The following is a 26,118-nucleotide window of genomic DNA, read 5'->3' as shown; positions in this document are numbered from 1 at the left end:
CTGATTGTTCGAGATGCGTCCGACGCACTGTTCCATCCACTTCAAGGTGTGCAAGTCTTTGCTTTTTCGCGTCTTTTCCGCAAAGGCCGATGCTCGTTAGGTCGGCCGAACACTTAATTCCGGCTAAGTGAGGTCAATATCGATCGTGTTTTTGGTGACTCGGAAACGACGCCTCAAGCCGGTGCGCGCGGCCTGATCCTGGTAATAACCTCACGAAGTTGTGATCAAGACGATGAAATTGCAATTGCCTGCAAAGGGCTGTGAATACCGTGTGTGCCGGTCGTGTCGTCGTGGCAATGCGCGCCATTCCTGTTTATATGGGATAAGCCAGAGGTAGCCATGCGATTTTCCAATACGTTTCTCGATGAGATTCGCGACCGCGTTCTGATTTCGGACGTGATCGGTCGTCGCGTGAGCTGGGACCGCCGCAAGACCAACGTGCCGCGTGGAGATTTTTGGGCCTGCTGCCCTTTCCATGGCGAGAAGTCGCCGAGTTTCCACTGTGAGGATCGCAAGGGCCGCTATCACTGCTTCGGCTGCGGCGTGACGGGCGATCATTTCCGTTTCCTCACCGAGCTGGAGGGACTGAGCTTTCCCGAGGCGGTGCAGCAGATCGCCGACATGGCGGGCGTCCCCATGCCTGTGGCCGATCCCGTGGAGGCAAAGCGGGAGAAGGAGCGCACGTCGCTGCTCGACGTCATGGAGATGGCGGCTCAGTTCTTTCAGGATCAGCTGCAGACTGCCAACGGCGCCCGTGCTCGCGCCTATCTGCGCGATCGTGGTCTGACCGGCCGCACCATCGAGACTTTCCGTCTCGGCTATTCCCCTGACAGCCGCAATGCGCTGAAGGAGTTTCTTGCCGGCAAGGGCGTATTGAAGGAGCAGATGGAAGCCTGCGGCCTGGTCGTGCACGAGAACGTGCCGGTCTCATACGATCGCTTCCGGGATCGCATCATGTTTCCGATCCTGTCGTCGCGCGAGAAGGTGATCGCCTTCGGCGGCCGCGCCATGTCATCGGACGCGCCGGCGAAATATCTCAATTCCAACGAGACCGAGCTCTTCCACAAGGGCAATGTGCTTTATAATTTCACACGCGCGCGCCGCGCTGCCCAGGGTGCCGACGGCGCAGGCACTATCATTGCCGTCGAAGGCTATATGGATGTCATAGCCCTGCATCAGGCGGGCATCGAGAATGCCGTTGCGCCCCTCGGCACGGCGTTGACAGAGAATCAGCTGGATCTCCTGTGGAAAATGACGCCGGAGCCGGTGCTCTGCTTTGATGGCGATGGCGCGGGATTTCGCGCCGCCAACCGCGCCGCCGACCTGGCGCTGCCGCATATCAAGCCGGGCCGCACCGTCCGTTTCGCACTGCTGCCTGATGGTAAGGATCCGGACGATCTCGTCCGTCACGACGGTCGTGCGCCTTTCGACAAGGTTCTCGCACAGGCAAAGCCGCTGGCCGATCTGATCTGGGTCAGAGAGGCCGGTAGCGGCACGTTCGAAACGCCTGAGGCGCGGGCGGAACTCGAAGCCCGGCTGAGGCGCATCGTGTCTGTTATCGTGGACGAGGATGTCCGCCGACACTATCAGCAGAATATGCGCGAGCGGTTGAACAGTCTCTTCCAGCCGCAGTTCCAGCGTGGCGGCAATCAGCAGGGGCGAGGCTTTTCCCGTGATGGCAATGGCCGCAATTTCACCGGTCGCGGCGGGCAGCAGGGCCGCGATCGGCCGGTCAGTACGACGGCGTCCGATCGCTTGACGCGTTCGGCCATGATCAAGGGGCATCAGGACATTCCGAGCCTGCGCGAAAGCGTTCTGGCGCTGACCATCGTCAATCATCCGCTGCTGTTGCAGGACGAATATGACGAGATCGCCGCTATCGACTACGAGAGCCGCGAATTGCAGCGTCTCTGGTCGGCAGTTCTCGGGATCGCCGCAGCCATGGCCGCACCGCAGCTCATCCGCGAGCGGCTGGTCGAGCAGTTGGAGGAACAGGACTTCGGCTCATTGCTGAAGAATCTCGACCAGCAGGTCCGCAACGCCAGGCTATGGACGGCAACCGAGGAAGCCGCGATGGAAGACGCGCGCGAAGGCTATCGCCAGGCGTTGGCGCTTCACAAGCGTTCCAAGGCACTGCGCTGGCACAAGATCGAATTGGAAGGCGCGATTGCCGAGGCAACGGAAGATAGTGACGGCGAGCTTATCGAGCAGTTGATGCGCGCCTTGCAGGAAGTGCAGCTCGAAGCGGTGCGGCTGGAAAACCAGGAGGCGATCATCGATGGCTTTGGTGTGCTTTCCGGCCGAGTCAAAAGCGCTGCGGGAAAGTAGGGAATAGATGTCACTGCCGGATAGACTGGAACCGCGATTTTCCGCCGATGATGCCTTGTTCGGCGATCGTGCCGGGGCGCCCGCGCCGCTCGATGTGCTGAAGCGTGTCTATGGTTATACCGCGTTTCGCGGCAAGCAGCAGCAGGTGGTCGAGCATGTCGTCTCCGGCGGCGATGCCGTCGTGCTGTTTCCGACCGGGGCCGGCAAGTCGCTGTGTTTCCAGATTCCCGCACTTTGCCGTAACGGTATCGGCATTGTCGTTTCGCCGCTGATCGCCTTGATGCGGGATCAGGTGGAGGCGATGAAACAGCTCGGCATCCGCGCGGCGGCCTTGAATTCATCCCTGTCGCGCGATGAGGCGAGCGATGTCTATCGCGCCGTCTCCAGCGGCACGCTCGACATGCTCTATGTGACGCCCGAGCGCATTCTCACCGATGGCTTCCAGCAGATGATCGCCAGGGCGAAGATCGCGCTGTTTGCGATAGACGAAGCGCATTGCGTGTCTCAATGGGGGCATGATTTCAGGCCGGAATATCGGGATCTGGGCAAGCTTGCGGAACTTTTTCCCGGCGTGCCGCGCATCGCGCTGACGGCGACGGCCGATCCGCATACCCGCGACGATATCATCGAGCGGCTTGCTCTCGACGGTGCCAAGGTTTTCACCACCAGTTTCGACCGGCCGAATATTGCCTATGAAATTGTCGAGCGCGATCAGCCGCGCCAGCAATTGCTGCGCTTTCTCGATGGCCACCGCGGCGACAGCGGCATCGTCTACTGCCTGTCGCGGGCAAAGGTCGAGGATACGGCTGAATGGCTGAATGGGCAGGGCATCCGGGCGCTCGCCTATCACGCGGGGATGGACCGATCGCTTCGCGATGCCAATCAGGATGCCTTCCTGAAAGAAGAAGACCTTTGCCTTGTCGCGACAGTCGCCTTCGGCATGGGCATCGACAAGCCGAACGTGCGCTATGTCGCCCATCTCGATCTGCCGGGTTCGGTCGAGGCCTATTATCAGGAGACAGGTCGTGCCGGGCGTGACGGCCTACCGTCCGAGGTTTGGATGGCTTACGGCATGGCCGATGTCATCCAGCGGCGGCGCATGATCGATGAGGGCAATGCAGCCGAAGAGATCAAGCGCGTGGAGCGAGGAAAGCTCAATGCGCTGCTCGCCATCTGCGAAACGGCCGGCTGCCGGCGACAGGCCATTCTTGCGCATTTCGGCGAGGCGCATGGCGGCGGTTGCGGCAATTGCGATACCTGCCTGAAACCTGTGGAGACCTGGGACGGCACGGAAGCAGCAATCAAGGCGCTGGCGGCGGTCTATCGCACCGGTGAGCGTTTCGGCACGGGTCATGTGATCGATGTGCTGATGGGCACGGTCAATGACAAGACGGAGCGGTTCGGCCATGTCGATATGCCCGTTTTCGGCGCCGGAAAGGATATTCCGTCTCGCACCTGGCAATCGATCTTCCGGCAATTGCTGGCGAACGGCTTCATCACCGTCGATCATACGGCTTTTGGCGCGATGAAACTCGAAGACCAGGCGAGGGCGGTCTTCAAACGCGAGCGGCAGGTCTTCTTTCGCAAGGATCGGCCGGAAGCGGGTCGCCGGAACAAGAAGGCGGGACGGTCGGAGAAACCGGCACATGGTCTTGCCGGCGAGGCGCAGGCTCTGTTCGATGCGCTGCGCGCCGAGCGGACCAGGATCGCCAAAGAACTGGGCGTGCCGCCCTATGTCGTCTTTCCGGACACGACCCTTATCGCCTTTGCGACGGAGCGGCCGAAGAACCATAAGGCACTCCTCGGGATTTCGGGCGTTGGGCAGTCGAAGCTCGAACGCTACGGGGATGCGTTTCTCGCAGTGATTTCAGATTTCACCGGCCGGTGACATTTCGCATCTAAATGTGAAATCGAGACAATCTCACGCTACATGCGTACGGTCATGCCACCGTCGACGGTCAAGACATGGCCGTTGACGAAGGAGGCAGCGTCGCTGGCGAGGAACAATGCAGCGCCCGCGATCTCGTCCGGCCGTCCCCAGCGCTGAACCGGGATGCGCTGGCGCACGAAAGAGACCAGTTCCTCATTCGAGGCCATCGCGGCATTCGTTTCCGTCGCGAACCAGCCTGGAGCGATGGCATTGCTGGTGATGCCGTAGGGGCCGAATTCCACCGCCATGCCGCGCATAAGGCCGGTCAGCCCCTGTTTGGCTGCGGGGTAGACGCAGTCGCCAGGCATGACGACTTGGCCGCTGATCGAGGTGACCGAGATCAGCCGCCCATGATTGTGGCGTTTCATCAGGCGGGCGGCATCGCGCGAGAGCGTGATCGAGGCGGCCAGATCCGTGTTGAGGAGGGCGAGAATCGCTTCGTCGTCGAAGTCGGCCAAGGGCCGTCTGTCGCGGGCGCCGACATTGTTGATCAATATGTCGAGCCGGCTATGATTTTTCTCGATATCCGCCATCGCCGCGCGCTGCGCTTCACGGTCGGCAATGTCGAAAGCTGCTGCTTCGGCGGAGCCGCCAGCTGCTTGAATGGCTTTCACGGCGCTGTCTACCGTTGCGATCGTGCGCCCATTGACGATGACATGCGCTCCCGCGTCGGCAAGTGCTTTCGCCATTTCGAACCCAAGGCCTCGCCCGCCGCCGGTGACGAGCACGACCCGTCCCGCGAGGGAGAATCTGTGATATATGCTCATTGCTCTCCCTCTATCATGCGATCAAGATCGACCTGCAGCAAGATAATGGACTCAGTCAAGTAATTTTTGCAATAGCAACCGATGAACCCTGGCCAAGAACTTGCGTATATCCGGGTCAGTTTGACAGATAATATCGAACCTGCTCCCTATCGCGCCGACGTCACGGCGCTACGCATTTTTGCCGCTGCTGGATGCAGCAAGGGGCCGAATCCTGTGTTATTTCTTGAATAGTTAGGCACTGTGACCAGCATCGGAATGCGACAATGACCTCAGAATTTCTATCACATCTGCGCAAAGAACTTCTCGGCTTGAAAGAAGCTGGTCTCTACAAGCCCGAGCGCGTCATCACCTCCAAGCAAGCCGGTGAAATCGCTGTCGTCGGCGGCGCCCGCGTGCTCAATTTCTGCGCCAACAATTACCTTGGCCTCGCCGACAACGAGGAGCTTGCCGAGGCGGCAAAAAAGGGGCTCGATCGCTACGGCTACGGCATGGCCTCGGTTCGCTTCATCTGCGGCACGCAGGAAGAGCACAAGCAGCTGGAAGCGCGGATTTCGGCGTTTCTCGGCATGGAGGATACCATCCTCTACTCCTCCTGCTTCGATGCCAATGGCGGGCTGTTCGAGACGCTGCTGTCGGAGGAAGACGCCATTATCTCGGATGCGCTCAACCATGCCTCGATCATCGATGGCGTGCGGCTTTCCAAGGCCAAGCGCTTCCGCTACGCCAACAACGACATGGCGGCGCTGGAGGAAGAGCTGAAGAAGGCCGAGGGCAGCCGCTTCAAGCTGATCGCGACCGACGGCGTCTTCTCCATGGACGGCATCATCGCCAATCTCGGCGGCGTGTGCGATCTGGCCGAGAAATACGGTGCCATGGTCATGGTCGATGACAGCCATGCCGTCGGCTTTGTCGGCGCTCATGGTCGGGGATCGCCGGAGCATTGCGGCGTCGAGGGGCGGATCGATATCATCACCGGCACGCTCGGCAAGGCGCTTGGCGGTGCTTCGGGTGGCTATACCTCGGCCAGAGGCGAAATCGTCGATTGGCTGCGGCAGCGGTCGCGCCCCTATCTCTTTTCCAACACGCTGGCGCCGGTCATCGCCGCTGCCTCGCTGAAAGTCTTCGACCTGATCGACAACGGCGACGCTCTTCGCGATCGTCTCCGTGGCAATGCCGAACTCTTCCGCAGCGAAATGACCAAGCTCGGTTTCACGCTCGCAGGCGCCGATCACCCGATCATCCCTGTCATGCTTGGCGACGCCAAGCTGGCGCAGGAGATGGCGGCGCTGATGCTGCAAAAGGGCGTCTACGTCATCGGCTTTTCCTTCCCCGTCGTACCGAAGGGACAGGCGCGCATCCGCACGCAGATGTCGGCCGCGCACTCGAAGGCCGATGTCGAAAAGGCGATCGCCGCCTTTGCGGAAGCCGGACGAGAACTCGGAATCATTTGAATTGGTTGGAGAGAACCGATCATGTCGAACATGATGAAAGCGCTGGTCAAATCCAAGCCGGAAGTCGGGCTGTGGATGGAGCATGTTCCGGTTCCCGAGGTCGGGCCGAATGATGTCCTGATTCGGGTCAAGAAGTCGGCGATCTGCGGGACCGATGTCCACATTTGGAACTGGGACCAATGGGCGCAGAAGACCATTCCGGTGCCGATGGTCGTTGGGCACGAATTCTGTGGCGAGATCGCCGAGGTCGGTTCGGCGGTGACGAAGTATCACGTCGGCGAGCGCGTCTCCGGCGAGGGGCACATCGTCTGCGGCAAATGCCGCAACTGCCGCGCGGGCAGAGGCCACCTCTGCCGCAACACGCTTGGCGTCGGCGTCAATCGACCCGGCTCCTTCGGCGAATTCGTCTGCATTCCCGAATCCAACGTCGTTCCGATCCCCGACGATATTCCGGATGAAGTCGCCGCGATCTTCGACCCGTTCGGCAACGCTGTGCATACGGCACTTTCCTTCGATCTGGTCGGCGAGGACGTGCTCGTGACGGGCGCAGGCCCGATCGGCATCATGGGTGCCATGGTCGCCAAGCGCTCCGGCGCGCGCAAGGTCGTCATCACCGATATCAATCCCACCCGGCTGGCACTTGCCCGCAAGGTCGGCATCGAGCATGTCGTCGACGCTTCGAAGGAGAACCTCGCCGATGTGATGAAAGCCATCGGCATGACCGAAGGCTTCGACGTCGGTCTGGAAATGTCGGGCGCGGCACCGGCCTTTCGCGATATGATCGACAAGATGAACAATGGCGGCAAGATCGCCATTCTCGGCATCGCGCCGGCCGGCTTCGAGATCGACTGGAACAAAGTCATCTTCAAGATGCTGAACCTGAAAGGCATCTACGGTCGCGAGATGTTCGAGACCTGGTACAAGATGATCGCCTTCGTGCAAGGTGGTCTCGATGTATCGCCCGTCATCACCCATCGTATCGGCATAGATGATTTTCGCGAGGGCTTCGAAGCTATGCGCTCCGGCAACTCCGGCAAGGTGGTCATGGACTGGAATTGACCCCCAACTGTCGCTTTTCTACATCGGTAGCAGGTCTCGATGCAGGAAATGCGAGCGTTTGGTTCGCATGCTCTTGTCATCGCGCGGGGACTTCCTAAATACCGAAAGCAATCGTTTATGGCGCACCGAGCCTGTGGATAAGGCTTTTTCGGGTATTTAACGGGCTTTTTTGCTGGAAAAGCTTGACGAGAACAAAAAATCTAGGAATCACCGTTTGACTTCGGAAAGAACGGTATACTGGATCAAGCGGATCACCTAATAACATGGCCGGAAATCCAAACGCAATCCAGCTTTGCCATCCGGTAGCGGCGATCGTGGTTAATCGGGCATTAAAGGTCATTCCGTTAGGTGTTTGTCGGTGAGTCGAGGCTGGCGCAGGGCGTGCCGGCCAGATTGAAATGTTCTACCGCGTGTAAGTTTGCAGCGTCAGGGAAAGCGACGATATAGAGATGGCAACCAAGGTCAAAGAGAACGAAGAAGCTGAAGTCGAACGCGACGGCACCTCCGACGGCCCGCTTCTCGATCTTTCCGATGACGCGGTCAAGAAGATGATCAAGGCCGCGAAGAAGCGTGGCTACGTGACGATGGACGAGCTCAATGCCGTCCTGCCGTCCGAAGAAGTGACATCGGAACAGATCGAAGACACGATGGCCATGCTTTCAGACATGGGCATCAACGTCATCGAGGACGAGGACGTCGAAGAGGCGGGTGCCCCGTCGAACGACGATGACGATGCCGGTGGCGACGAGGACGGAGAAGGCGGCGAGCTGGCGCCTTCGACGGGTTCGGCGCTCGCCACCGCGAAGAAGAAAGAGCCGACAGACCGCACGGACGACCCGGTGCGCATGTACCTGCGCGAAATGGGTTCAGTCGAGCTGCTATCGCGCGAAGGCGAAATTGCGATCGCCAAGCGCATCGAGGCCGGCCGCGAAACCATGATCGGTGGCCTCTGTGAAAGCCCGTTGACGTTCCAGGCGCTTATTATCTGGCGCGACGAACTCAACGAAGGCACCACGCTGCTGCGTGAGATCATCGATCTCGAAACCACCTATTCCGGTCCCGAAGCCAAGGCTGCGCCGCAGTTCCAGAGCCCCGAGAAGATCGAGGCCGACCGCAAGGCGGCCGAGGAAAAGGAAAAGGCACGCCGTGGCCGTTCGCCGAATGGCGACGACGACATTACCAATGTCGGCGGCGAAGGCATGCCGATCGAGGAGGAAGAAGAGGACGAGGACGAATCCAGCCTCTCTCTCGCCGCGATGGAAGCCGAGCTGCGTCCGCAGGTCATGCTGACGCTCGACACGATCGCCGAGACCTACAAGAAGCTGCGCAAGCTGCAGGACCAGCAGGTCGAACAGCGCCTGTCGGCCTCGGGCACGTTGTCGTCGGCGCAGGAGCGCCGTTACAAGGAGCTGAAGGACGAGTTGATCAAGTCGGTCAAGTCGCTGTCGCTGAACCAGAATCGCATCGACGCCCTCGTCGAGCAGCTCTATGACATCAACAAGCGCCTCGTGCAGAACGAAGGTCGTCTGTTGCGTCTTGCCGAATCTCATGGCGTCAAGCGCGATAGCTTCCTCGAGCAGTATCAGGGTGCCGAGCTCGATCCGAACTGGATGAAGTCGATCGGCAATCTGGCCGCGCGCGGCTGGAAGGAATTCGCCCGGAACGAAAACACGACGATCCGCGACATTCGCCAGGAAATTCAGAATCTTGCGACTGAAACCGGAATCTCTATCTCAGAATTCCGCCGGATCGTGCACATGGTGCAGAAGGGCGAGCGCGAAGCCCGCATCGCCAAGAAGGAAATGGTCGAAGCGAACCTGCGCCTCGTCATTTCCATCGCCAAGAAATACACCAACCGCGGCCTGCAGTTCCTCGACCTCATTCAGGAAGGCAATATCGGCCTGATGAAGGCGGTCGATAAGTTCGAATATCGCCGCGGCTACAAGTTCTCGACCTACGCCACCTGGTGGATCAGGCAGGCGATCACCCGCTCGATCGCCGACCAGGCCCGCACGATCCGTATTCCGGTGCACATGATCGAGACGATCAACAAGATCGTTCGCACGTCGCGCCAGATGCTGCACGAGATCGGCCGCGAGCCGACGCCGGAAGAACTGGCCGAAAAGCTCGCCATGCCGCTCGAAAAGGTGCGCAAGGTGCTGAAGATCGCCAAGGAGCCGATTTCGCTCGAAACGCCTGTTGGTGACGAAGAAGATTCGCACCTCGGCGATTTCATCGAGGACAAGAACGCGCTTCTGCCGATCGACGCCGCCATCCAGGCGAACCTGCGCGAGACGACGACCCGCGTTCTGGCATCGCTGACGCCGCGCGAAGAGCGCGTGCTGCGCATGCGCTTCGGCATCGGCATGAACACCGACCACACGCTTGAGGAAGTCGGCCAGCAGTTCTCGGTTACGCGCGAACGTATCCGTCAGATCGAGGCCAAGGCATTGCGCAAGCTTAAGCATCCGAGCCGCAGCCGCAAGCTCAGAAGCTTCCTCGACAGCTAGGGCCGGGCGCAAGCCGGCATTGGGTTGTTATGAAATCGAACCCGGTTTGCGAAAGCGAGCCGGGTTTTCCATTGATAACGGATCGGGATCAGGGTTCGGGCCATGGCGAACAAGCCGCAGACTATCGAAATGTCTCTGCCGGCACGGCTGCGCGATCTGCTCGCGGGATATGATTGGCGACCGGCCGAGCTCGGCCGCTCCCCGGCCCATGTCTTTCGGCTCGAAGCTGTTGGCCGAGCGCCCATCTATCTCAAGACGGAGATCATTCATTCGCTGGGCGAGCTAGCGGGTGAGGTTTCCAGGCTGCGATGGCTCGCATCGAAGGGACTTGCGTGCCCCGAGGTGATTGCCCACGAGACATACGGTGGACGAGAGTGGCTGTTGATGAATGCGCTTCCGGGCACTGATCTCGTCAGCGATGATCGATTGCCGCCGATCGAAAGAGTGCGGATCTTGGCCGCGGCGCTGCGGCGGCTTCACGGCCTGGATATTGCTACCTGTCCTTTTGATCATCGCCTGGAGAACAGGATTGCGGATGCAAAAGCGCGGTTGCTTGCAGGCTGTGTGGACGAAGACGATTTCGATGACGCAAGGCTGGGGAGATCGGCGCAGGATCTGTTCCGGGAGCTTGAAGAGCGCAGGCCGAAGACGGAGGATCTGGTGGTGACCCACGGCGATGCCTGCCTCCCGAATTTTGTCGCTCACGAAGGCAGCCTCAGTGGCTACATCGATTGCGGCCGCCTCGGCGTTGCCGATCGCCATCAGGATATCGCGCTGGCCTGCGGCAGCATCGCGCGCAATTTCGGGGAAGATCTTGTTGCCGACTTTTTGAAGGCCTATGGAAACTTTGAGATGCACTCTGAAAAGGCGGCTTACTATCGGCTGCTGGATGAGTTCTTTTGACGATGGATGAACGGATTCTCAGGTCACCCGATCACGCAGGTGTGTTTTTGAGCCATTGCGGATAGAACGGTGGCCTGACAAGTTCGATTTCGGCAATTGCCTCTTTCGTGTCGTGTTGTTGCATACCATATGTCTGCGGGCCGGCGAGGTCCGATCTGTTTGCCGCTAAGGATCGAATGAATCGATGCGCAATTTCCTCTTGATTGCTTTTTCTTCGCGAGTCATCCGCTGAACGATGGAAAAGGTTGCGGAAAAACGGGACAAGGAGATGAGGCCGGGCTTTGTCCTGTCGATCCTCCTGCATGTCCTGTTTGTTGCTATTTTTCTGCTGCCGCTGCTGCCCGCACCGCCACAGGCGAAGCCTGAGCAGAGCGTCAACGTCGAGCTCGTGCCGCAGCAGGAGGAAAAGCAGGAGCTTGCGACAAAGGCGAACGAGAAGCCCGACCAGCCTCCGAAACCGACGCCTAAGCCCGACGAGAAGCCGCAGCAGCAGACGGCCGAAGCTCAAGAGCAGCCGCAGCAGCCCGAGGGAAAAAAGGCGGACGAACAGCCGCCAAAGCAATCCGATCCCAAGGGCAAGGAGCAGGCAGAGAAGCCTGCAGCCAAGCCTGACGACGCCAAGGCCGACAAGCCGGTAGAGCAGGCGAAGCCAGAGCCCAAACCTGATGATCCGGGTGCTGACAAGCCCGTCGATAAGGCAGAACAGCAGCCCTCGGCTACCGAGACGCCTCTTCCTGACATGAAGGGCGATCAGAAGGATCCGACGACCACGCAGCAGGCTGCTGATGCCGCCGAGCAACCGAACGACACACCCCCAACGCCGCCGAACGACGCAGCCGCCGAGCAACAGGCGCGGGCCGCTGCCGATCAGGCTCAGGCGCAAGCACAAGCCGCGCGGGAGGCGCAGGAAGCCCAACAGCAGGCAGAAGCCAAGGATCAGCAGGCAAATGCTGCTCAGTCGCCGGCAAGCGACTCGACCGCCAAGGCATCCTCTGCGGCACCCGATGTGTTGGCGACCAACGAGCCCTCGGATTCGCAGGTGCAGCAACCGCAGGCGCCGTCGGCCGATCCAAATGATCCACAGGCGCAAGCCGATCCGCAGCGGTCTCCCGCCGCGCAGGCAAAGGATGAGGCGAAAGACCCGCCGCAGATCGTCGTTCCCGCGGTCAGGCCATCTCCCGCGCAGCAAAGCGCTGACAGTCAATCTGCTTCGAACAGCCAGGGCAATCCGGCTGAAGGCGGTACTGCATTGGTTGCGGAGCCACCGCGGCCTAAATCTCTCATGCCGAAGCGGGCTGTTCAGGCCAAGAAGCTCTATTCGGGTGCCGAGATGGCCCGCCTTTCGAAGAGTGACTACGACGCTTGGAAGAAACTGCCGCGGCGCGATCGGGTAAGGTATCTCTGCAATTCCGAAGAGAAAATACAGTTTGGTCGTGATTTTCGCGCAGTTGGATACGTCTATGCTAATTCAGCTCTATCGCAGGCGATGCTTTCTGATATCAGCCTATTTGGTGACGGTGCTGCAGTGCAGACTCCCAATGGTTGGCGGAGAGTGGCATTCACTTGCGAGGTGGATAGCGATGCCCTCAAGGTTATAGCTTTTTCTTATACGGACAGGGGCCCCGTTTCGCCAGATCAATTCGACAGGCTGGGTTCTGTTGGAAATTGATGTGGCTCCTTTAGCGCATCCACCTGAAACAATAGTTTATTAGCATCCCCATCGAAATTCGGCCTATTTCATCATACAATTGGCTGTATCTACCTGATTCAATTCTCCTCCCGTCGCATTGTACGATTCCGATGTCCTCGATTACTGCCGATTCAAGTTCCGCAGCCGCCGGCCGCTCCGCCTTGCGTGGCGTCCTCGTGGCATTCGCGTCTTATGCCGTCTTTGCCTTCAGCGATGCCTCGATCAAGATCCTGCATGGTGTGGTTCCCTCCTATCAGGTGGCCTTCATCGGCGCTCTGTTCGGCTTTGCCGCCGTGCCCTTCCTGAAGCGGCGGGAGGATGGCTGGATCGATATGGTGAAGACGTCGAACCGGCCCCTGTGGCTGTTGCGCTTCATCTGCGGTGCTACGGGCGCGATCTGCTCCGTCGTCGCCTTTACCAAGCTGCCTATGGCGGAAGCCTTTGCGCTGCTCTTCCTGCTGCCGTCCTTCGTGACGATCCTCTCCGTTGTCTTCCTCAAGGAAGATGTGCGCTGGCAGCGCTGGACGGCCGTCATCCTGGGGTTCGTCGGCGTACTCATCGTCCTGCGGCCGGGTTTTCGCGAGCTCTCGATCGGCCATCTCTGCGCCGCGATCGGTGGGCTTGCTGCCGCGATTTCGATCGTCATCAACCGCGCGCTCGGATCGAAAGAGAAGCGTATCTCGCTCTATGGGGCGGGCCTGTTCGGCACGCTGATCGTCAGCGGCTTCCTGATGCTCTCGGAGGTCACGGCGCCGACGGCGACGCAGTGGATTTTCCTGGCGAGCTATGGCCTGCTGGGCGCCTTCGGCAACGTGTTGTTGATGAATGCCGCCCGTATGGCGCCGGCCAATCTTGTCGCTCCGCCGCAATACAGCCAGATGCTGTGGGCCATCGTGTTCGGTTATCTGCTGTTCAATGACAGCATCGATACGCCCATGGCCTTCGGCATCGTCCTCATCATCTTTTCCGGCCTGCTGACGCTGGCGCGCGAGCGCAAGCGTGGCACGCCGCTGCCGGCGGCCGTTGCGGGTAATACCCAGACGGCATTGGCGACGGCGCAGGATGAACGGACGGAAGCACCCGGCAGGTGACGCGCATCTGCCGATGGGGCACGCATTGCATGCGATAGCGCCGCCGCGCTAATCTTTGTCGAAGTTTTCGGGGCAGGAAGCCTGTCCGTTTGGAAAAGGATCATCATGAGATCCGGCCAGTTCAGGATATTCCGCTCCCGTGCGGCAGGTATCGAGGTCGTGAAGGCCGAGACCAGTCACTGTTTTCCCAAGCATACGCATGACCAATTCGGTATCGGCATCATCGAATCCGGCGCGCAGGCGTCGCTCAGCGGGCGCGGAATGGTGCGGGCCGAGGCGGGGGATGTCATCAGCGTCAATCCGAATGAAGTGCATGACGGCACGCCCATCGGCGAAAGCCGCGCATGGTCGATGCTCTATTTCGATCCGAGGCTGATCGGCGATCTGCTTGACGATATCGGCGAGGGGAGCCTTGGCGGCGCGGAATTTCCGTCGCCAGTCATTCGCAATGGCCAAGTGGCGTCGTGTCTCAAAACCCTGTTCCCGCTTCTGGCTGGCAACGCCGCGCCACAGGATGCACTGTTGCAGGATGGGTTGTTGTTATCGCTGGTTGCTGCTGTGATGAGTGAGGGAGTGCCGGCGCCGCGCGATACAGGTGTTCCTGCAGCCATCGGTCGTGCGCGCGATCTGATCGAGCATGATCCAGCGGCACCCCTGACGCTTGCCGAACTCGCGGATGCCTGCGGGCTAAGCCATTTCCGGTTTCTGCGGGCTTTCACCAAGGCGACGGGGCTCACACCGCATGCCTATCTCTTGCAGCGCCGTATCCACGAAGCGCGGCGGCTGATCGCGGCGGGCACACCATTGGCTGAAGCGGCCTTTGCCAGCGGCTTTGCAGATCAGAGCCATATGACGCGGCTCTTCGTTCGCAATTTCGGCATATCGCCGGGCGCCTATGCAGCGGCCGCCGGCTAGAGCCTCTGCAATTTTGTTCAAGACCGGGCGATGACAACGGGGTTTTCTGCGGCACCAAGCCAGAGATGCAGAAGGAGAAGCCATGTATTTCCGCCATTCGAACGAGATGTGGAGCGAGTTCCCCGAATTGGTTCCCGGCGTTTTGTTTGCCGAAGGGATCAGCGCGGATGCTATCGTTACAGATCGCATCGCCAGCTATCATGCGACCGCCGCGGAGCGATTGGCGCAAGGGTCCGAAAGTGAGATGCCCGAAATTCAGGCCTGGCGGCGCAGCTTTTCAAAAATGGGGTTGAAGCCGACCCAGTATCGCTGCGCCTCGGAGGCTCTGCTGCGCCGTTTTCGTCAGGAGGGCTCCTTGCCGCAGCTGCATCCGCTCGTCGACCTCTGCAACGCCGTGTCGATCGCGTTCGTCATTCCCGTCGCTGTTTTCGATCTTGCGAAGATAACAGGTGATCTCGAGGTGCGGCATGCAGGCGGCAGCGAGTCTTACCTCACGTTTTCCGGCGAGACTGAGCATCCGGAGCCTGGAGAGGTGATCTTTGCCGATACTATCGGGCAGGCGCACGCCCGGCGCTGGACCAACCGGCAAAGCGGCCGTTCCGCCGTGCGCGAGGATACCAAGTCCGTGCTGATCGTCGCCGAGGCGCTGCATGACTCGGCAAGCGCCGATGTCCCGCATCTGATCGGCATGATCGCGGCGGAGCTGGCGAGCGTTTGGTCGGTCGAGGCGCGGTCGGGGCTTCTTAGCCGTTCATCACCGCGATTTGATCTGTCGTCCGCGATGAATTTGCAACCTGAGCAAAAACGCGGTTGACAACCGACGTGTTCGGGCAGAGCAGGGGCTTCGACAGAATTTCGAACGATTGAGAAAACATGTCTCCGCGCAGCCGCGCCGGGAGACGAAGAAAGCCCATGGATACGCTGCAGAATCAAGACCGGCCGGGTGTGCTCGGTCACCCCGGCTACCGTTCTTTTGCGGCGTCGCGCGTTTTTTCTTCGATAGGCTTTCAGTCGGTGACCGTCGCCATGGGCTGGATGATCTATGATCAGACCCATAGCGCCTTTTTCCTCGGCCTGGTCGGCTTCTGCCAGTTTCTTCCCATGGTCATCCTGACCTTCGTCGTCGGCCATGTCGCCGACAGGTTCGACCGGCGCCGCATCGGTCTCGCCTGCCAACTGGTCGAGGCCTTGACCGCTCTCGTGCTGGCCGTGGCGGTCTGGCAGCAGTGGATCGGTCCCGCCGGCATTCTCGCCGCCGTTGCCGTCATGGGTGCCGCCACAGCCTTCGAACGTCCGACAATGGCGGCATTGCTGCCGAATATCGTGCCGCCGTCGTTGCTTCAGGTCGCCATTGCCACCTCGACCTCGATGATGCAGACCGCCTTCATCATCGGCCCGTCGCTCGGCGGCCTGCTTTATGGCGTCAGCCCTGTCGCACCGTTTGCCGTTTCCGCGGTGCTCTACGTCATTGCGAGCATCAACGTCATTTCGATCCGTGTCGAGCGGCAACAGCCGTCGTCACGGGAGCCGATGACGCTGAGTTCTGTTTTTGCCGGCGTTTCGTTCATCAGAAGCCGGCCTGTGATGCTGGGGACGATCTCGCTCGATCTCTTCGCCGTCCTGCTCGGCGGCGCGACGGCACTCCTCCCGATGTTCGCCCGCGATATCCTGCATGCCGGCCCCTGGGGACTCGGCCTATTGCGCGCCGCCCCGGCGGTCGGTGCATTGGTGATGTCGATCTGGCTGGCTCGGCGACCACTGCAGAGCGATGTCGGCAAGAAGATGCTGTTTGCGGTGCTGATTTTCGGCGTCGCCACCATCGTGTTCGCGCTGTCGAGCAATATCATCCTTTCAGTAGCGGCACTGTTCGTCGTCGGTGCGTCGGATACCGTCAGCGTTGTCGTGCGCAGCTCGCTCGTGCAGCTTCTGACGCCGGATACCATGCGTGGCCGCGTCAATGCCGTGAACTCCCTGTTCATCGGCACATCCAACCAGCTCGGCGAATTCGAGTCCGGCATGCTCGCCAGTGTTCTTGGGCCGGTATTGACCGGCATCGTCGGCGGCGTCGGCACCATAGCCGTGGTGTTGCTGTGGATGCGGATCTTTCCGGATCTGACCAAGGTCAAGACGCTCAGGGGCTAGGTGCTCCGATAATCGGACTGATCTGCCGCGCCGTTGTGCAACCCCACATCCCGCAGCAGATGTTCGTTTGCTACGCAAAGCGTATCGCGTTTGCCATTCATTTTTATCGGCGGCTTTCTTTCACGACGACGCCAGCGGATTGATCGAGCCAGGTGCTCGGCAATCCGATGCCTCCAACCATATACATGAGATTTTCTCATCTGTTGCAAACCCGGTGGTTTCCCCAGATAGGACAAATGCACTGAAAATTTTGTCGTGTATAATGAAGCCTCCGATGATTAAACATGCGAGATTTTCATGGGAAAGAGGCCGCTTCCACCCCTGTCGGTGCTGCAGGCATTTTGCGCGATCGTCGAAACCGGCGGCTTTGGTCGCGCGGCTGATAGAATCGGCCAGACGCAGACCGCCGTCAGCCATCAACTTGCGCAGCTGGAGGGGTGGATCGGAGGCAGACTGTTCGATCGGGGCCGGGCCGGGGCGAGGCTGACGCCGTTGGGCGCGCGCCTGCATCCCGCAATTGCGGGGACGATCTCCGAGCTGGAGACGGCGCTCTATCAGGCGAGGGCAAGCGTCTCGGTTCGCAGCGTTGCCGTTTTGGTCTCGCCGGAGTTTTCAAGCCAATGGCTCGCTTCGCGACTGCCGGATTTCTGCCAGCGGCATCCGGATATCGAATTGAAGATGGCAGTCGGTTATCAGCGCCCGGATTTCAAGCCCGGCGGCGCCGATCTGGCGATCTGGCTCGGACGTGCCGAAGCCGGACTTATCGAGGAGGAATTGCTGACGGATGAGGAATTCGTCGTCAGTTCGCCGGCGCTTTCCAAACAATTGCCGCCGCGTAACGCCATAAGGGCCGCCCCGCTGCTGCGCTATACCGGCATGCGCCACACGATATTGGACTGGCAGCGCTGGTATGAGCAGATCACCGGCGGGAGCGGCGAGGCAGATGCGCAGTTTGATATTGTGGCTGCTGTGGAGGATGGGCTTCTGTTCGAGAGCTTTGCGGATATGCTTGACGCATGCCGGGAAGGGCGCGGTTTCGCCCTCGTTCGCAGTTCGCTTGTCGCGCGTGACATCGCCGACGGTAAACTGGTGCGGTGTTTTATCGAGGCCCAGCCCGCCGCAGTCAGCTACAATCTTGTCTATCCGCAGAATGCGCTGCAAAATCCATCGGCGGCGTTGTTTCGTAACTGGCTGCTTTCGCAAGTCCGTTCGGCCGCCTGAGCCGGGGACAACGCGGTCCCGTGTCAATCGCGCAACCTTATCAGACCCGCTTCCGTGGCGGCAAAGCCGAGCTTTCGATAAAAGCCGGTGAGATGCGGTTCGAAATCGACATGAAGCCACTCGGCGCCGCGTTGTCTGGCCAGCATCTTGGCCCTCTCGACCAGGTTGGTCGCGACGCCCCGCCGGCGGAATTCGGGATCGACGCAGGTATCGAGAATAAAGGCGTGGATGCCGCCATCCCAGGCGACATTGACGAAGCCCACCAGTCTCATGCCTGCGAACGCGCCGACATGAGCGAGGCTTCTTGCGAGGATCGGCGAGAAATTGCGTGAGGAAGGATCGTGCCACGCGTTCGCCCAGAGCGCGTTGAGCGCTTCGTTTCCGGGATTTGGGTCATCCCTGTATTCTATGTCCATAGGCATCTCTGAGGCGGACGCTCGATTGGGCAATGGTCGGAAAAACTGCGCGCCCTATGTCGGATATAGTCGTGGCCGATCGTCATTCTAACGTGAGCATAGAACAGAGGAGGCTGACATGTCCTATGTGGATGGTTTTATCGTTGCCGTGCCGAAAGACAAGATGGAGGCATACAAGGTGCTGGCGCGCATGGCCGGCGAGGTCTGGAAGGAATATGGGGCTCTCAGCTATGTCGAGGCCGTCGGAGACGATGTGCCCTATGGCGAACTGACATCCTTCCCCCGCGCGGTGCAGGCAGCCGAGGATGAGGTCGTCGTCTTTTCGTGGATCACCTATGAATCCCGGCAGAGCCGAGACGAAATACTGGAAAAGGTCATGGCCGACCCACGCTTGAAGAATGGGATGGAGAACATGCCGTTCGATGGCAAGCGCATGATCTACGGCGGCTTCAACATCTTCCTCGAGATGTAGCCTGTCGGCCGCCGGACTTGACTTTCCGGCTGTTGCGGCCGACCTGATGCGGATCGCTGCCATTCTTGCCGGAAGAAGCCATGCCGCAAACCGTCATCACGCTGTCCACCCGTGGCCAGGGACTTTACGAATTCACCGACCCCGCGGCGGATTTCGTCCGTGCGTCGGCGTCGGGTAGCGGCGAAGGGCTTTTGACTGTCTTTGTGCGCCACACATCCTGCTCGTTGCTGATCCAGGAAAACGCCGACCCCGATGTGAAGACCGACCTCAATGCGTTTTTCCGCCGGCTGGTGCCGCCGTCCTCCGATCCCTCTATGCGCTGGATCGTGCATACGACGGAGGGACCTGATGATATGCCTGCGCATATCAAGGCGGCGCTGACCCAGGTGTCGATCGGCATTCCCGTGATGAACGGCCGTCTGACGCTTGGTACTTGGCAGGGCATCTATCTCTTCGAGCATCGCGACCGGCCGCACCGGCGCGAGGTCGTGCTGCATCTTTCCGCCTGAGCTGCCGCGATTTTCGCGTCAGCCGATCGGTAGCCGCCATGAATACAACCTGAATGGTCAATTCGCGTTCGGTTCAGCTTGGCTGACATAACGTGAGTTCAATCCCAAGGGCATCGAGCCGGATATCGGGATTGCAACGATCCGCAGCAAGGATTTGAAGGAGAAACACCCATGACCAATCTTTTCGCCAAGGCAGGCATCGCAGCTCTCATCGCACTCGGCGGCATTTCCGCAACGGCCGTCACCGCATCGGCCAATGATTTCCATCCCGGCATCCAGCAGGTGCGTTACGATCACCACCGCGGCCGTGCGTGCTCGCCGGTGCTAGCAGTTCGCAAGGCCCGCGACATGGGTCTGCACCGCGCCCATATCAACAACGTCACGCCGCGCCGGGTTGTCGTCGAAGGCTTCGGCCGCCGTGGCCATGATCGTGTCGTTTTCGCCAATGTGCCCGGTTGCCCGTTGATCCGCCGTTAACGGCAGCCAGGTGGGAAAGGCCGCGTTTTCCACATCTATTCGATAGTTTCGAAGTCGCCTCCACTCGGGAGGCGGCTTTACTTTTTTACATTGTGCTATGATAAGGCATCTGGCGTCGTTTTAGCGTTCATTGTACCTGATTAGCGGATGAACGGCTGATTCTGAGCTTGTTCAGCATCGCGCCGTTACTTCTCGGGCACTCGCTCAGCACATGTTGCAGGCATGAGAGGGAAGCCCTTTGCTGTATGGAGGACACAATGAGACAATTGCTGGCAAAGTTGGGGGTAGCCGTCGCCATCGCAGTTACCGCACTGTCGGTCACGGCGGATTTTGCCGCCGCACAGGGGGTGGATATCTATGTCGGCCCCGGCCGTCATCGGCCGCCTCCGCCGGAATACGACAATCCGCCGCCGCGCTTCGACCGCCGTCGTGGCTGCGATCCGCGTGAAGCGTTGGATGTCGCCCGCAGTTATGGCCTGCGCCGTGCCCGCGTCGTGGATGTGACGCCGCGCCGCGTCATCGTCGATGGCTTCGGTCGTCGCGGTCCGGATACGATGATGTTTGCCAATGTTCGCGGCTGCCCGATGCTGGGCCGCTGATCGGAAAAGCGGGCGCATATTGCGCCTGCCATTCCATATTTGACCTTTTCGCCTTTTGGCGGGGGCCGCGGAACCGCCCTTTGCTCGATTCTGATGAATCCGAGCGAAGGGCGGTTCTGTTTTCAACTACTGCTGGATCGCGTAGGTGATGCTGACCGAAGCATTGTACTCGTTCTCGCCGGTTGCGACGGGAACGGCCTTGTCCATCGGGGCCGCGGCCATTGCCTGGCGCATATATGGCTGAGGCGGAGCGGCAATGCCGCCTTCGTGGATCGCGATGACCCGGCCGAGCTTGACGCCGGCGGCATCCGTCAAGGTCTTTGCCTTGGCGGCAGCATCGGCCACTGCCTTCTTGCGGGCTTCCTCAAGCGCGGCATCCGGCTTGTCGTTGGTGAACTGGATGTCGCCGCCCTGGTTGATGCCGAGCTTGATCGCCTGGTCGAGCAGCGCACCGAGCTTGGAGAGATCGCGCACGCGAACGGTAAGGCCGTTCGTCACCTGGTAGCCGTTTAGAACCGGCGGCTGCGCACGGCCGTCCTTGTCGTTCGGATAGGTATATTGCGGCTGAATGGAAAAACCTGACGTCTGAAGGTCACGCTCGGCGATGCCGATATCCTTCAGCGTTGCAAGCACAGCGCCCATAGCCTTGTTGTTCAGGTCGAGCGCGTCCTGAGCGACCTTCGCCTGCTGAACGACCGCCAGCGTGACCACCGCCATATCCGGCGCGACTGCCGCATGTCCCTCACCGGTGACGGTGATGACGGCTTCGTGCGGCTTTGCATCCTCTGCGAAGGCGCCGGCGGCGGGCACGAAGAAGGCAGCGCTGACAAGAGCGGCAAAAACAAAATCTCTGGTTTTCGTCAGTGGCATGGTTCGTTCCTTGGTTGGTGTTTCCTCGGGATTCGCTTTTGCGGATTGATTGTGAAGGTATTGCGGCAGTCCCTTGTGGGAAAAGAGAAATTGGGCTAGAGCCAAGTCGGCTTCCGGGGAACCATTGCTCCGGTGCTGTAAGCGCGACGATTTTCTCTCGTGCCGGGCCTGTAGCTCAATGGTTAGAGCCGGCGGCTCATAACCGCTTGGTTGGGGGTTCGAGTCCCTCCGGGCCCACCACTTAATCTAGTTCGTCACGAACGATGATTTTTTCGTCAATACGATTGCGCCAGCGTGCATTGTTTTCATTGCGGAATTGGCACTGTAGCCCTTCCCAAGCCACTGAATATGTCCCTCCATGGTTACATCAAGCGGGACGCATGCTGCACGAGCCCAGATTCGCCGCCGCATAAGTCTGGATTTAGTCCCGCCCGTCGCGAAAGGGCGTTCTGTTAGTGAAAAAGTCATCTCTGCATCCTAGCGTTGTTCGCAGCAGTGGCCACCGCGGATGCGACAAGATGCCTGAGCATAATCACCTGAATCTTTATGTCGACGACTCTGGCAGCCGGGTCGTCAAAAGGCATCCTGGAGACAATCCTCGCTTTGATTACTTTGCTTTGGGTGGCCTTGTCATACTGGACGAACATAAGCCTGCTGCGCAGGCTCTGTACGATGATTTCTGTCAGAAATGGAAAATCACCGTCCCTTTGCATTCTGTGAAAATTAGGCACAGCAAAGACGACTGGCGTATGCTCCGCGATCCGACTTTCGACAAAGAGGCATTTTTTAGCGATCTCCACGCCATGATGCGTGTCCCTGGCCTCTATGGGATAGCGTCCACGGTTCATCGCCCAGGTTATTTGAAACGCTACAGCGAGGTGTATTCCGACAGTAAGTGGCTTCTCTGTAACACGGTTTTCCCTATCTTGATCGAAAGGGCGGTCAGGTATGCAATCGAGCTCGGGACTAAGCTTCGTATACATGTCGAGAGATCAGGTGAGTCCGAAGATCGGCTGATCAAGCGATACATCGAAGAGCTGAAAAGTAAAGGCATGCCCTTTAATCAGGAGACCTCAGAAAAATATAAGCCACTAACCGCGGATGACTTCGCGGCGACAATCTGTGAATTGGAGTTTAAGGACAAGCGAACGCGGCTCCTGCAAGTGGCTGACCTTTTATTATATGCTATTGCTAGAAGTCGCTATGAACCCACCTATCGGGCTTATCAGGCGATGATCGCAGACAAGATGCTTATCGATTGCCTATTCTCAGCTGAGGATGCAATTGCGAGGGGTTCGAAGTTTTCGTGTTTTGATTTAATTGAGACGCCGACTGACAAACTAGAGAGTTGCATTCTCAATTCAGAAGACGTATAAAGTTCTTGGGCCTAGCCCCCTGGGTCTTCCAACGGAGGCCGCCACGATGCTCTGAGCAAACGCTTGGGGCATTTTTGGTTTTTGAGCTTCAGCGCAGAAATGGTTCGCCCGCATGTAAGCCTTAACATTTGGCTTGGCTCAGGTTCGTCACCTACGTTGGTATTTTAGCCCAACAATTGAACCGTCAGTCATTATTTCTATTGCAAATTTGGCTTTAGAACTTATTTCGCACCACCTAAGGCGTGCCAGTGAACATCAAGATGTAGCATTGGCACTATAAGCTTGACGCGCCTCAGTCAGCGCTTCGTCGGTGTTCAATCTGATTGTAGGCATAGTTGAACCTCATGTCTCAGCACTTCCTTCCTGCTGCCGGATCATTCCATCCCTCAGTGATCGCCTTAATACGATCAGCCCTTCCCGGATAGGACTTCGAGGGCCGCTCGGCCAGGATGTGGACCGCGCCGAGTGTGGCATCAAGACTCATCTTCGAAAGACGCATTGCCGCTCCAGCGAAACGGTCCGCTGCCAATTCCTTCATTGGATCGGCCGACGTTTCCAGATGGTGACAGTAATGGTGTCCAAGCTCGTGGGCGATCACCATCATAGCGCCTCCGTATCCGATCTCCCGGGAGAGCGTCCGGTCATAGACGATGATACGGTTCCCGTCTTGAACCGTCGCGATGGCATTCCCACCGAGGGATGCGTTCATCGGGTAGATGTTGCATCCATCTTTCACATCGAGACCGACCGCATCACAGAGATCGAAGAACATGTCCGTGTAGTCTTCGAATGCGGGCTCGGCGATGACGTCCTGGTCGCCCACTGGCATGTGGAGGGCCGGGCTATCTCTTCCTAGATGCAGTAGGACGCCGTCTTGAGCGGCTGCATTCATGGTCGCAAATCCCAGCTGTTGGTTTTCACGCGGAACTGAGCCGGTTTTTCCACCGAGAAGTGAGCCACCTCTGAGTATGGTTTTCTGATCAGGCTTTGGTCAATGGGTTGGTCTTTTCTCCTCTCTTTTGGGCTGCTGCAGCCGAGCTGGCTTTGAAGCGGAAGCTATCGTTCCCGGTTTCCAGGATATGGCAACGATGGGTCAGGCGGTCGAGCAGAGCCGTGGTCATCTTGGCATCACCGAAGACGGTCGCCCATTCGCTGAAGCTGAGGTTGGTAGTGATGATGACGCTGGTGCGCTCATAGAGCTTGCTCAGCAGATGGAAGAGCAGCGCACCGCCTGAGGCACTGAACGGAAGGTATCCGAGCTCATCGAGGATCAGCAGATCGAGGCGAACCAGCGTCTCAGCAATCTGGCCTGCCTTGCCTTTGGCCTTCTCCTGTTCGAGCGCATTGACCAATTCGATGGTCGAGAAGAAGCGGACCTTTCGGCGATGATGCTCGATCGCCTGGACACCAAGGGCGGTCGCGACATGTGTTTTTCCTGTGCCCGGCCCGCCGACGAGCACGATATTCTGCGCTCCGTCCATGAACTCGCATCGGTGCAGTTGGCGCACCGTCGCCTCGTTGATCTCGCTGGCTGCGAAGTCGAACCCGGAGATGTCCTTGTAGGCCGGGAAGCGAGCTGCCTTCATGTGGTAGGCGATCGAGCGAACCTCGCGCTCGGCCATTTCGGCTTTCAGCAACTGGGACAAGATCGGCACGGCCGCATCGAAGGCTGGAGCCCCTTGCTCGATCAGGTCGATGACGGCTTGGGCCATGCCATACATCTTCAGGCTGCGCAGCATGATGACGACGGCTGCGCTGGCAGGATCATGACGCATGACGGCCTCCTGCGGTCCGCAGGCGCAAACCATCGTAGCGTTCAACATCAGCCTTGGGTTCACGCAACAGCGTGAGCGCCTGTGGCGTATCAACGTCGGGACCATCGATTGTCTTGCCATCGATCAGCCGATGCAGCAGGTTCAAGACATGCGTCTTGGTCGCCACGCCTGCATCCAGGGCCAATTCCACAGCCCTGACAACAACTTGTTCGTCGTGGTGAAGTACAAGAGCAAGGATATCGGCCATCTCACGATCACCGCCGGAGCGGCGGAGCATCTGGTCCTGAAGTTGCCGAAAGGCCAACGGTAATTCCAGGAAAGGCGCACCATTACGCAGGGCACCGGGCTTGCGCTGGATGACCGCAAGATAATGCCGCCAGTCATAAATCGTACGTGGCGGCTTGTCGTGGCTACGTTCAATGACCCGCTCATGCTCGCATAGGATATTGCCTTCTGCCGCAACGACCAGTCGCTCGGGATAGATCCGCAGGCTGACAGGCCGGTTGGCAAACGATGCAGGCACGCTGTAGCGGTTCCGCTCAAAAGTGATCAGGCAGGTGGGCGAGACGCGCTTGCTCTGCTCGACGAAGCCGTCAAACGCGGCAGGGAGCGCCATCAATGCCGGGCGTTCTGCCGACCAGACGTCCGCGATCGTGCCGGGCAAGGTGCCGTGTGCTGTGTCGCGCCACAGGTCCTGGCAATGCTGTTCCAGCCAGGCATTCAATGCCGCCAGATCCGGAAAGTCAGGCATCTGTTGCCACAGTCGCGGTCGGGCATCCTGGACATTCTTCTCGACCTGACCCTTCTCCCAACCCGCGGCGGGATTGCAAAACTCAGGCGCAAAGACGTAGTGGTTCGTCATCGCGAGGAAACGGATATTGACCTGCCGTTCTTTGCCACGACCGACACGATCAACCGCGGTCTTCATGTTGTCGTAAATGCCGCGACCAGGTACTCCGCCAAACACGCGGAACCCGTGCCAGTGGGCGTCGAACAGCATCTCGTGCGTCTGCAGCAGGTAGGCTCTGACCAGAAACGCTCGACTGTGCGATAGCTTGATGTGTGCGACCTGAAGCTTGGTGCGCTCGCCGCCGATCAAGGCATAATCTTCACTCCAATCGAATTGGAATGCTTCGCCTGCACGGAAAGACAGCGGAACGAATATGCCGCGGCCAGTCGTCTGCTGCTCAACCCGCCACTCACGGGCAAAGGCGGCGACCCGACCATAGGAGCCGGTAAAGCCGAGAACCACCAGATCGGCATGAAGTTGCTTCAACGTTCGGCGCTGCTTGCGCGACCTCCCGGCCTCGGTCTTCAGCCAGGCCGCCAGTTTGTCGGCAAAAGGATCAAGCTTGCTCGGTCGCTCCGGTACCGTGAACGTCGGCTCGATCGTACCAGCGTTCAAATACTTCGCGATCGTGTTACGCGACAAACCGGTATGCCGACTGATCTCGCGGATCGACTGCTTCTCGCGCAGCTTCATCCGACGGATGATGTTTAAAAGTCCCATGTGGATCACTCCGTTGCCCCCGTCGCTCACCGCGTTGGGGGAAGGTTCACATGGCTCAATTCTCAATGGAAATTATGCGCCTAACCGGCTCAGTTCTGCGTGGAAAC

The 26,118-nt window shown here is 59.3% G+C and carries 23 protein-coding genes and 1 tRNA gene; 18 read left to right on the top strand and 6 right to left on the bottom strand.

The annotated features are described in order from the left end of the window. Positions 1–339: 339 nt before the first annotated feature. Both dnaG and recQ read left to right on the top strand, forming a co-directional pair. The gene (gene dnaG / locus GA0061101_RS35920) at positions 340–2,328 is read left to right on the top strand and encodes a DNA primase (RefSeq protein ID WP_092577257.1); all 1,989 of its coding nucleotides are present in this window, start codon (positions 340–342) and stop codon (positions 2,326–2,328) included. A gap of 7 nt (positions 2,329–2,335) precedes the next feature. After that, a complete protein-coding gene (gene recQ / locus GA0061101_RS35915; RefSeq protein ID WP_092577254.1) occupies positions 2,336–4,216 on the top strand; it encodes a DNA helicase RecQ in 1,881 nt (626 codons plus the stop codon). Positions 4,217–4,254: 38 nt separating this feature from the next. Here recQ and GA0061101_RS35910 read toward each other — a convergent pair whose 3' ends face one another. Beyond that, entirely contained in the window at positions 4,255–5,025 is a 771-nt protein-coding gene (locus tag GA0061101_RS35910; protein ID WP_092577250.1) for an SDR family oxidoreductase, read from the bottom strand. 263 nt (positions 5,026–5,288) lie between these two features. On the opposite strand from GA0061101_RS35910, the gene GA0061101_RS35905 reads away from it, so the two are divergent. The 10 genes from GA0061101_RS35905 to GA0061101_RS35860 all read left to right on the top strand — a co-directional run bounded on the left by GA0061101_RS35905 (position 5,289) and on the right by GA0061101_RS35860 (position 18,007). Then, the gene (locus GA0061101_RS35905; RefSeq protein WP_047638625.1) at positions 5,289–6,476 is read left to right on the top strand and encodes a glycine C-acetyltransferase; all 1,188 of its coding nucleotides are present in this window, start codon (positions 5,289–5,291) and stop codon (positions 6,474–6,476) included. A 21-nt stretch (positions 6,477–6,497) separates the two neighbouring features. After that, positions 6,498–7,535 (top strand): L-threonine 3-dehydrogenase, encoded by a 1,038-nt coding sequence (gene tdh, locus GA0061101_RS35900; RefSeq protein WP_037194576.1) that lies wholly within the window; start codon positions 6,498–6,500, stop codon positions 7,533–7,535. A 449-nt stretch (positions 7,536–7,984) separates the two neighbouring features. Then, entirely contained in the window at positions 7,985–10,045 is a 2,061-nt protein-coding gene (rpoD, locus tag GA0061101_RS35895) for an RNA polymerase sigma factor RpoD (protein ID WP_037194574.1), read from the top strand. Positions 10,046–10,147: 102 nt separating this feature from the next. Beyond that, positions 10,148–10,948: an APH(3')-II family aminoglycoside O-phosphotransferase gene (locus tag GA0061101_RS35890; protein WP_092577247.1), complete on the top strand. Its 801-nt coding sequence runs from the start codon at positions 10,148–10,150 to the stop codon at positions 10,946–10,948. A gap of 268 nt (positions 10,949–11,216) precedes the next feature. Next, entirely contained in the window at positions 11,217–12,617 is a 1,401-nt protein-coding gene (locus GA0061101_RS35885) for a DUF930 domain-containing protein (RefSeq protein ID WP_244655167.1), read from the top strand. 131 nt (positions 12,618–12,748) lie between these two features. After that, positions 12,749–13,729, top strand: coding sequence for a DMT family transporter (locus GA0061101_RS35880; RefSeq protein ID WP_092577243.1), 981 nt, complete (start codon positions 12,749–12,751; stop codon positions 13,727–13,729). Between the two features lie 105 nt (positions 13,730–13,834). Next, entirely contained in the window at positions 13,835–14,644 is an 810-nt protein-coding gene (locus GA0061101_RS35875; protein WP_092577240.1) for an AraC family transcriptional regulator, read from the top strand. Between the two features lie 82 nt (positions 14,645–14,726). Continuing rightward, positions 14,727–15,458 carry a B3/B4 domain-containing protein gene (locus GA0061101_RS35870; RefSeq protein WP_092577237.1) on the top strand — a complete coding sequence of 244 codons (732 nt, stop codon included), beginning with the start codon at positions 14,727–14,729 and terminating at the stop codon, positions 15,456–15,458. 98 nt (positions 15,459–15,556) lie between these two features. Beyond that, positions 15,557–16,786, top strand: coding sequence for an MFS transporter (locus tag GA0061101_RS35865; protein WP_037194561.1), 1,230 nt, complete (start codon positions 15,557–15,559; stop codon positions 16,784–16,786). A gap of 297 nt (positions 16,787–17,083) precedes the next feature. Then, positions 17,084–18,007: a LysR substrate-binding domain-containing protein gene (locus tag GA0061101_RS35860; protein WP_092577235.1), complete on the top strand. Its 924-nt coding sequence runs from the start codon at positions 17,084–17,086 to the stop codon at positions 18,005–18,007. Between the two features lie 23 nt (positions 18,008–18,030). Here GA0061101_RS35860 and GA0061101_RS35855 read toward each other — a convergent pair whose 3' ends face one another. Beyond that, on the bottom strand, positions 18,031–18,423 hold the full coding sequence (locus tag GA0061101_RS35855) for a GNAT family N-acetyltransferase (RefSeq protein ID WP_425350055.1): 393 nt from the start codon (positions 18,421–18,423) through the stop codon (positions 18,031–18,033). Between the two features lie 118 nt (positions 18,424–18,541). On the opposite strand from GA0061101_RS35855, the gene GA0061101_RS35850 reads away from it, so the two are divergent. The 4 genes from GA0061101_RS35850 (at position 18,542) to GA0061101_RS35835 (ending at position 20,480) form a co-directional block, all read left to right on the top strand. Beyond that, positions 18,542–18,895 (top strand): DUF1428 domain-containing protein, encoded by a 354-nt coding sequence (locus GA0061101_RS35850; RefSeq protein WP_092577231.1) that lies wholly within the window; start codon positions 18,542–18,544, stop codon positions 18,893–18,895. Positions 18,896–18,975: 80 nt separating this feature from the next. Next, entirely contained in the window at positions 18,976–19,404 is a 429-nt protein-coding gene (locus GA0061101_RS35845) for a secondary thiamine-phosphate synthase enzyme YjbQ (protein ID WP_037194553.1), read from the top strand. A 171-nt stretch (positions 19,405–19,575) separates the two neighbouring features. Next, entirely contained in the window at positions 19,576–19,881 is a 306-nt protein-coding gene (locus GA0061101_RS35840; RefSeq protein ID WP_047562779.1) for a hypothetical protein, read from the top strand. A gap of 257 nt (positions 19,882–20,138) precedes the next feature. Further along, positions 20,139–20,480 (top strand): hypothetical protein, encoded by a 342-nt coding sequence (locus tag GA0061101_RS35835; protein ID WP_037194548.1) that lies wholly within the window; start codon positions 20,139–20,141, stop codon positions 20,478–20,480. A 126-nt stretch (positions 20,481–20,606) separates the two neighbouring features. Here the strand turns inward: GA0061101_RS35835 and GA0061101_RS35830 are convergent, their stop codons facing one another. Beyond that, on the bottom strand, positions 20,607–21,350 hold the full coding sequence (locus GA0061101_RS35830) for an SIMPL domain-containing protein (RefSeq protein WP_092577228.1): 744 nt from the start codon (positions 21,348–21,350) through the stop codon (positions 20,607–20,609). A gap of 164 nt (positions 21,351–21,514) precedes the next feature. Between GA0061101_RS35830 and GA0061101_RS35825 the strand changes: the two genes are divergently transcribed. Both GA0061101_RS35825 and GA0061101_RS35820 read left to right on the top strand, forming a co-directional pair. Continuing rightward, a tRNA-Ile gene (locus GA0061101_RS35825) sits at positions 21,515–21,590 on the top strand. 278 nt (positions 21,591–21,868) lie between these two features. Then, positions 21,869–22,726, top strand: a complete 858-nt coding sequence (locus GA0061101_RS35820) for a DUF3800 domain-containing protein (RefSeq protein WP_092577226.1) — start codon at positions 21,869–21,871, stop codon at positions 22,724–22,726. A gap of 349 nt (positions 22,727–23,075) precedes the next feature. Here the strand turns inward: GA0061101_RS35820 and GA0061101_RS39980 are convergent, their stop codons facing one another. The 3 genes from GA0061101_RS39980 to istA all read right to left on the bottom strand — a co-directional run bounded on the left by GA0061101_RS39980 (position 23,076) and on the right by istA (position 26,011). Next, a complete protein-coding gene (locus GA0061101_RS39980) occupies positions 23,076–23,618 on the bottom strand; it encodes a M48 family metalloprotease (protein WP_208865055.1) in 543 nt (180 codons plus the stop codon). A gap of 88 nt (positions 23,619–23,706) precedes the next feature. Next, positions 23,707–24,501: an IS21-like element helper ATPase IstB gene (istB, locus tag GA0061101_RS35810; RefSeq protein WP_092577223.1), complete on the bottom strand. Its 795-nt coding sequence runs from the start codon at positions 24,499–24,501 to the stop codon at positions 23,707–23,709. Beyond that, a complete protein-coding gene (istA, locus tag GA0061101_RS35805) occupies positions 24,491–26,011 on the bottom strand; it encodes an IS21 family transposase (RefSeq protein ID WP_141694163.1) in 1,521 nt (506 codons plus the stop codon). Before istA ends, istB begins: the two co-directional genes overlap by 11 nt. Between the last annotated feature and the right edge of the window lie 107 nt (positions 26,012–26,118).

This window comes from Martinezella lusitana (genome assembly GCF_900094565.1).
Classification (GTDB): domain Bacteria; phylum Pseudomonadota; class Alphaproteobacteria; order Rhizobiales; family Rhizobiaceae; genus Rhizobium; species Rhizobium lusitanum.
The sequence above is the reverse complement of the archived record's forward strand: the minus strand, read 5'-3'. Positions and strand labels throughout refer to the sequence as shown.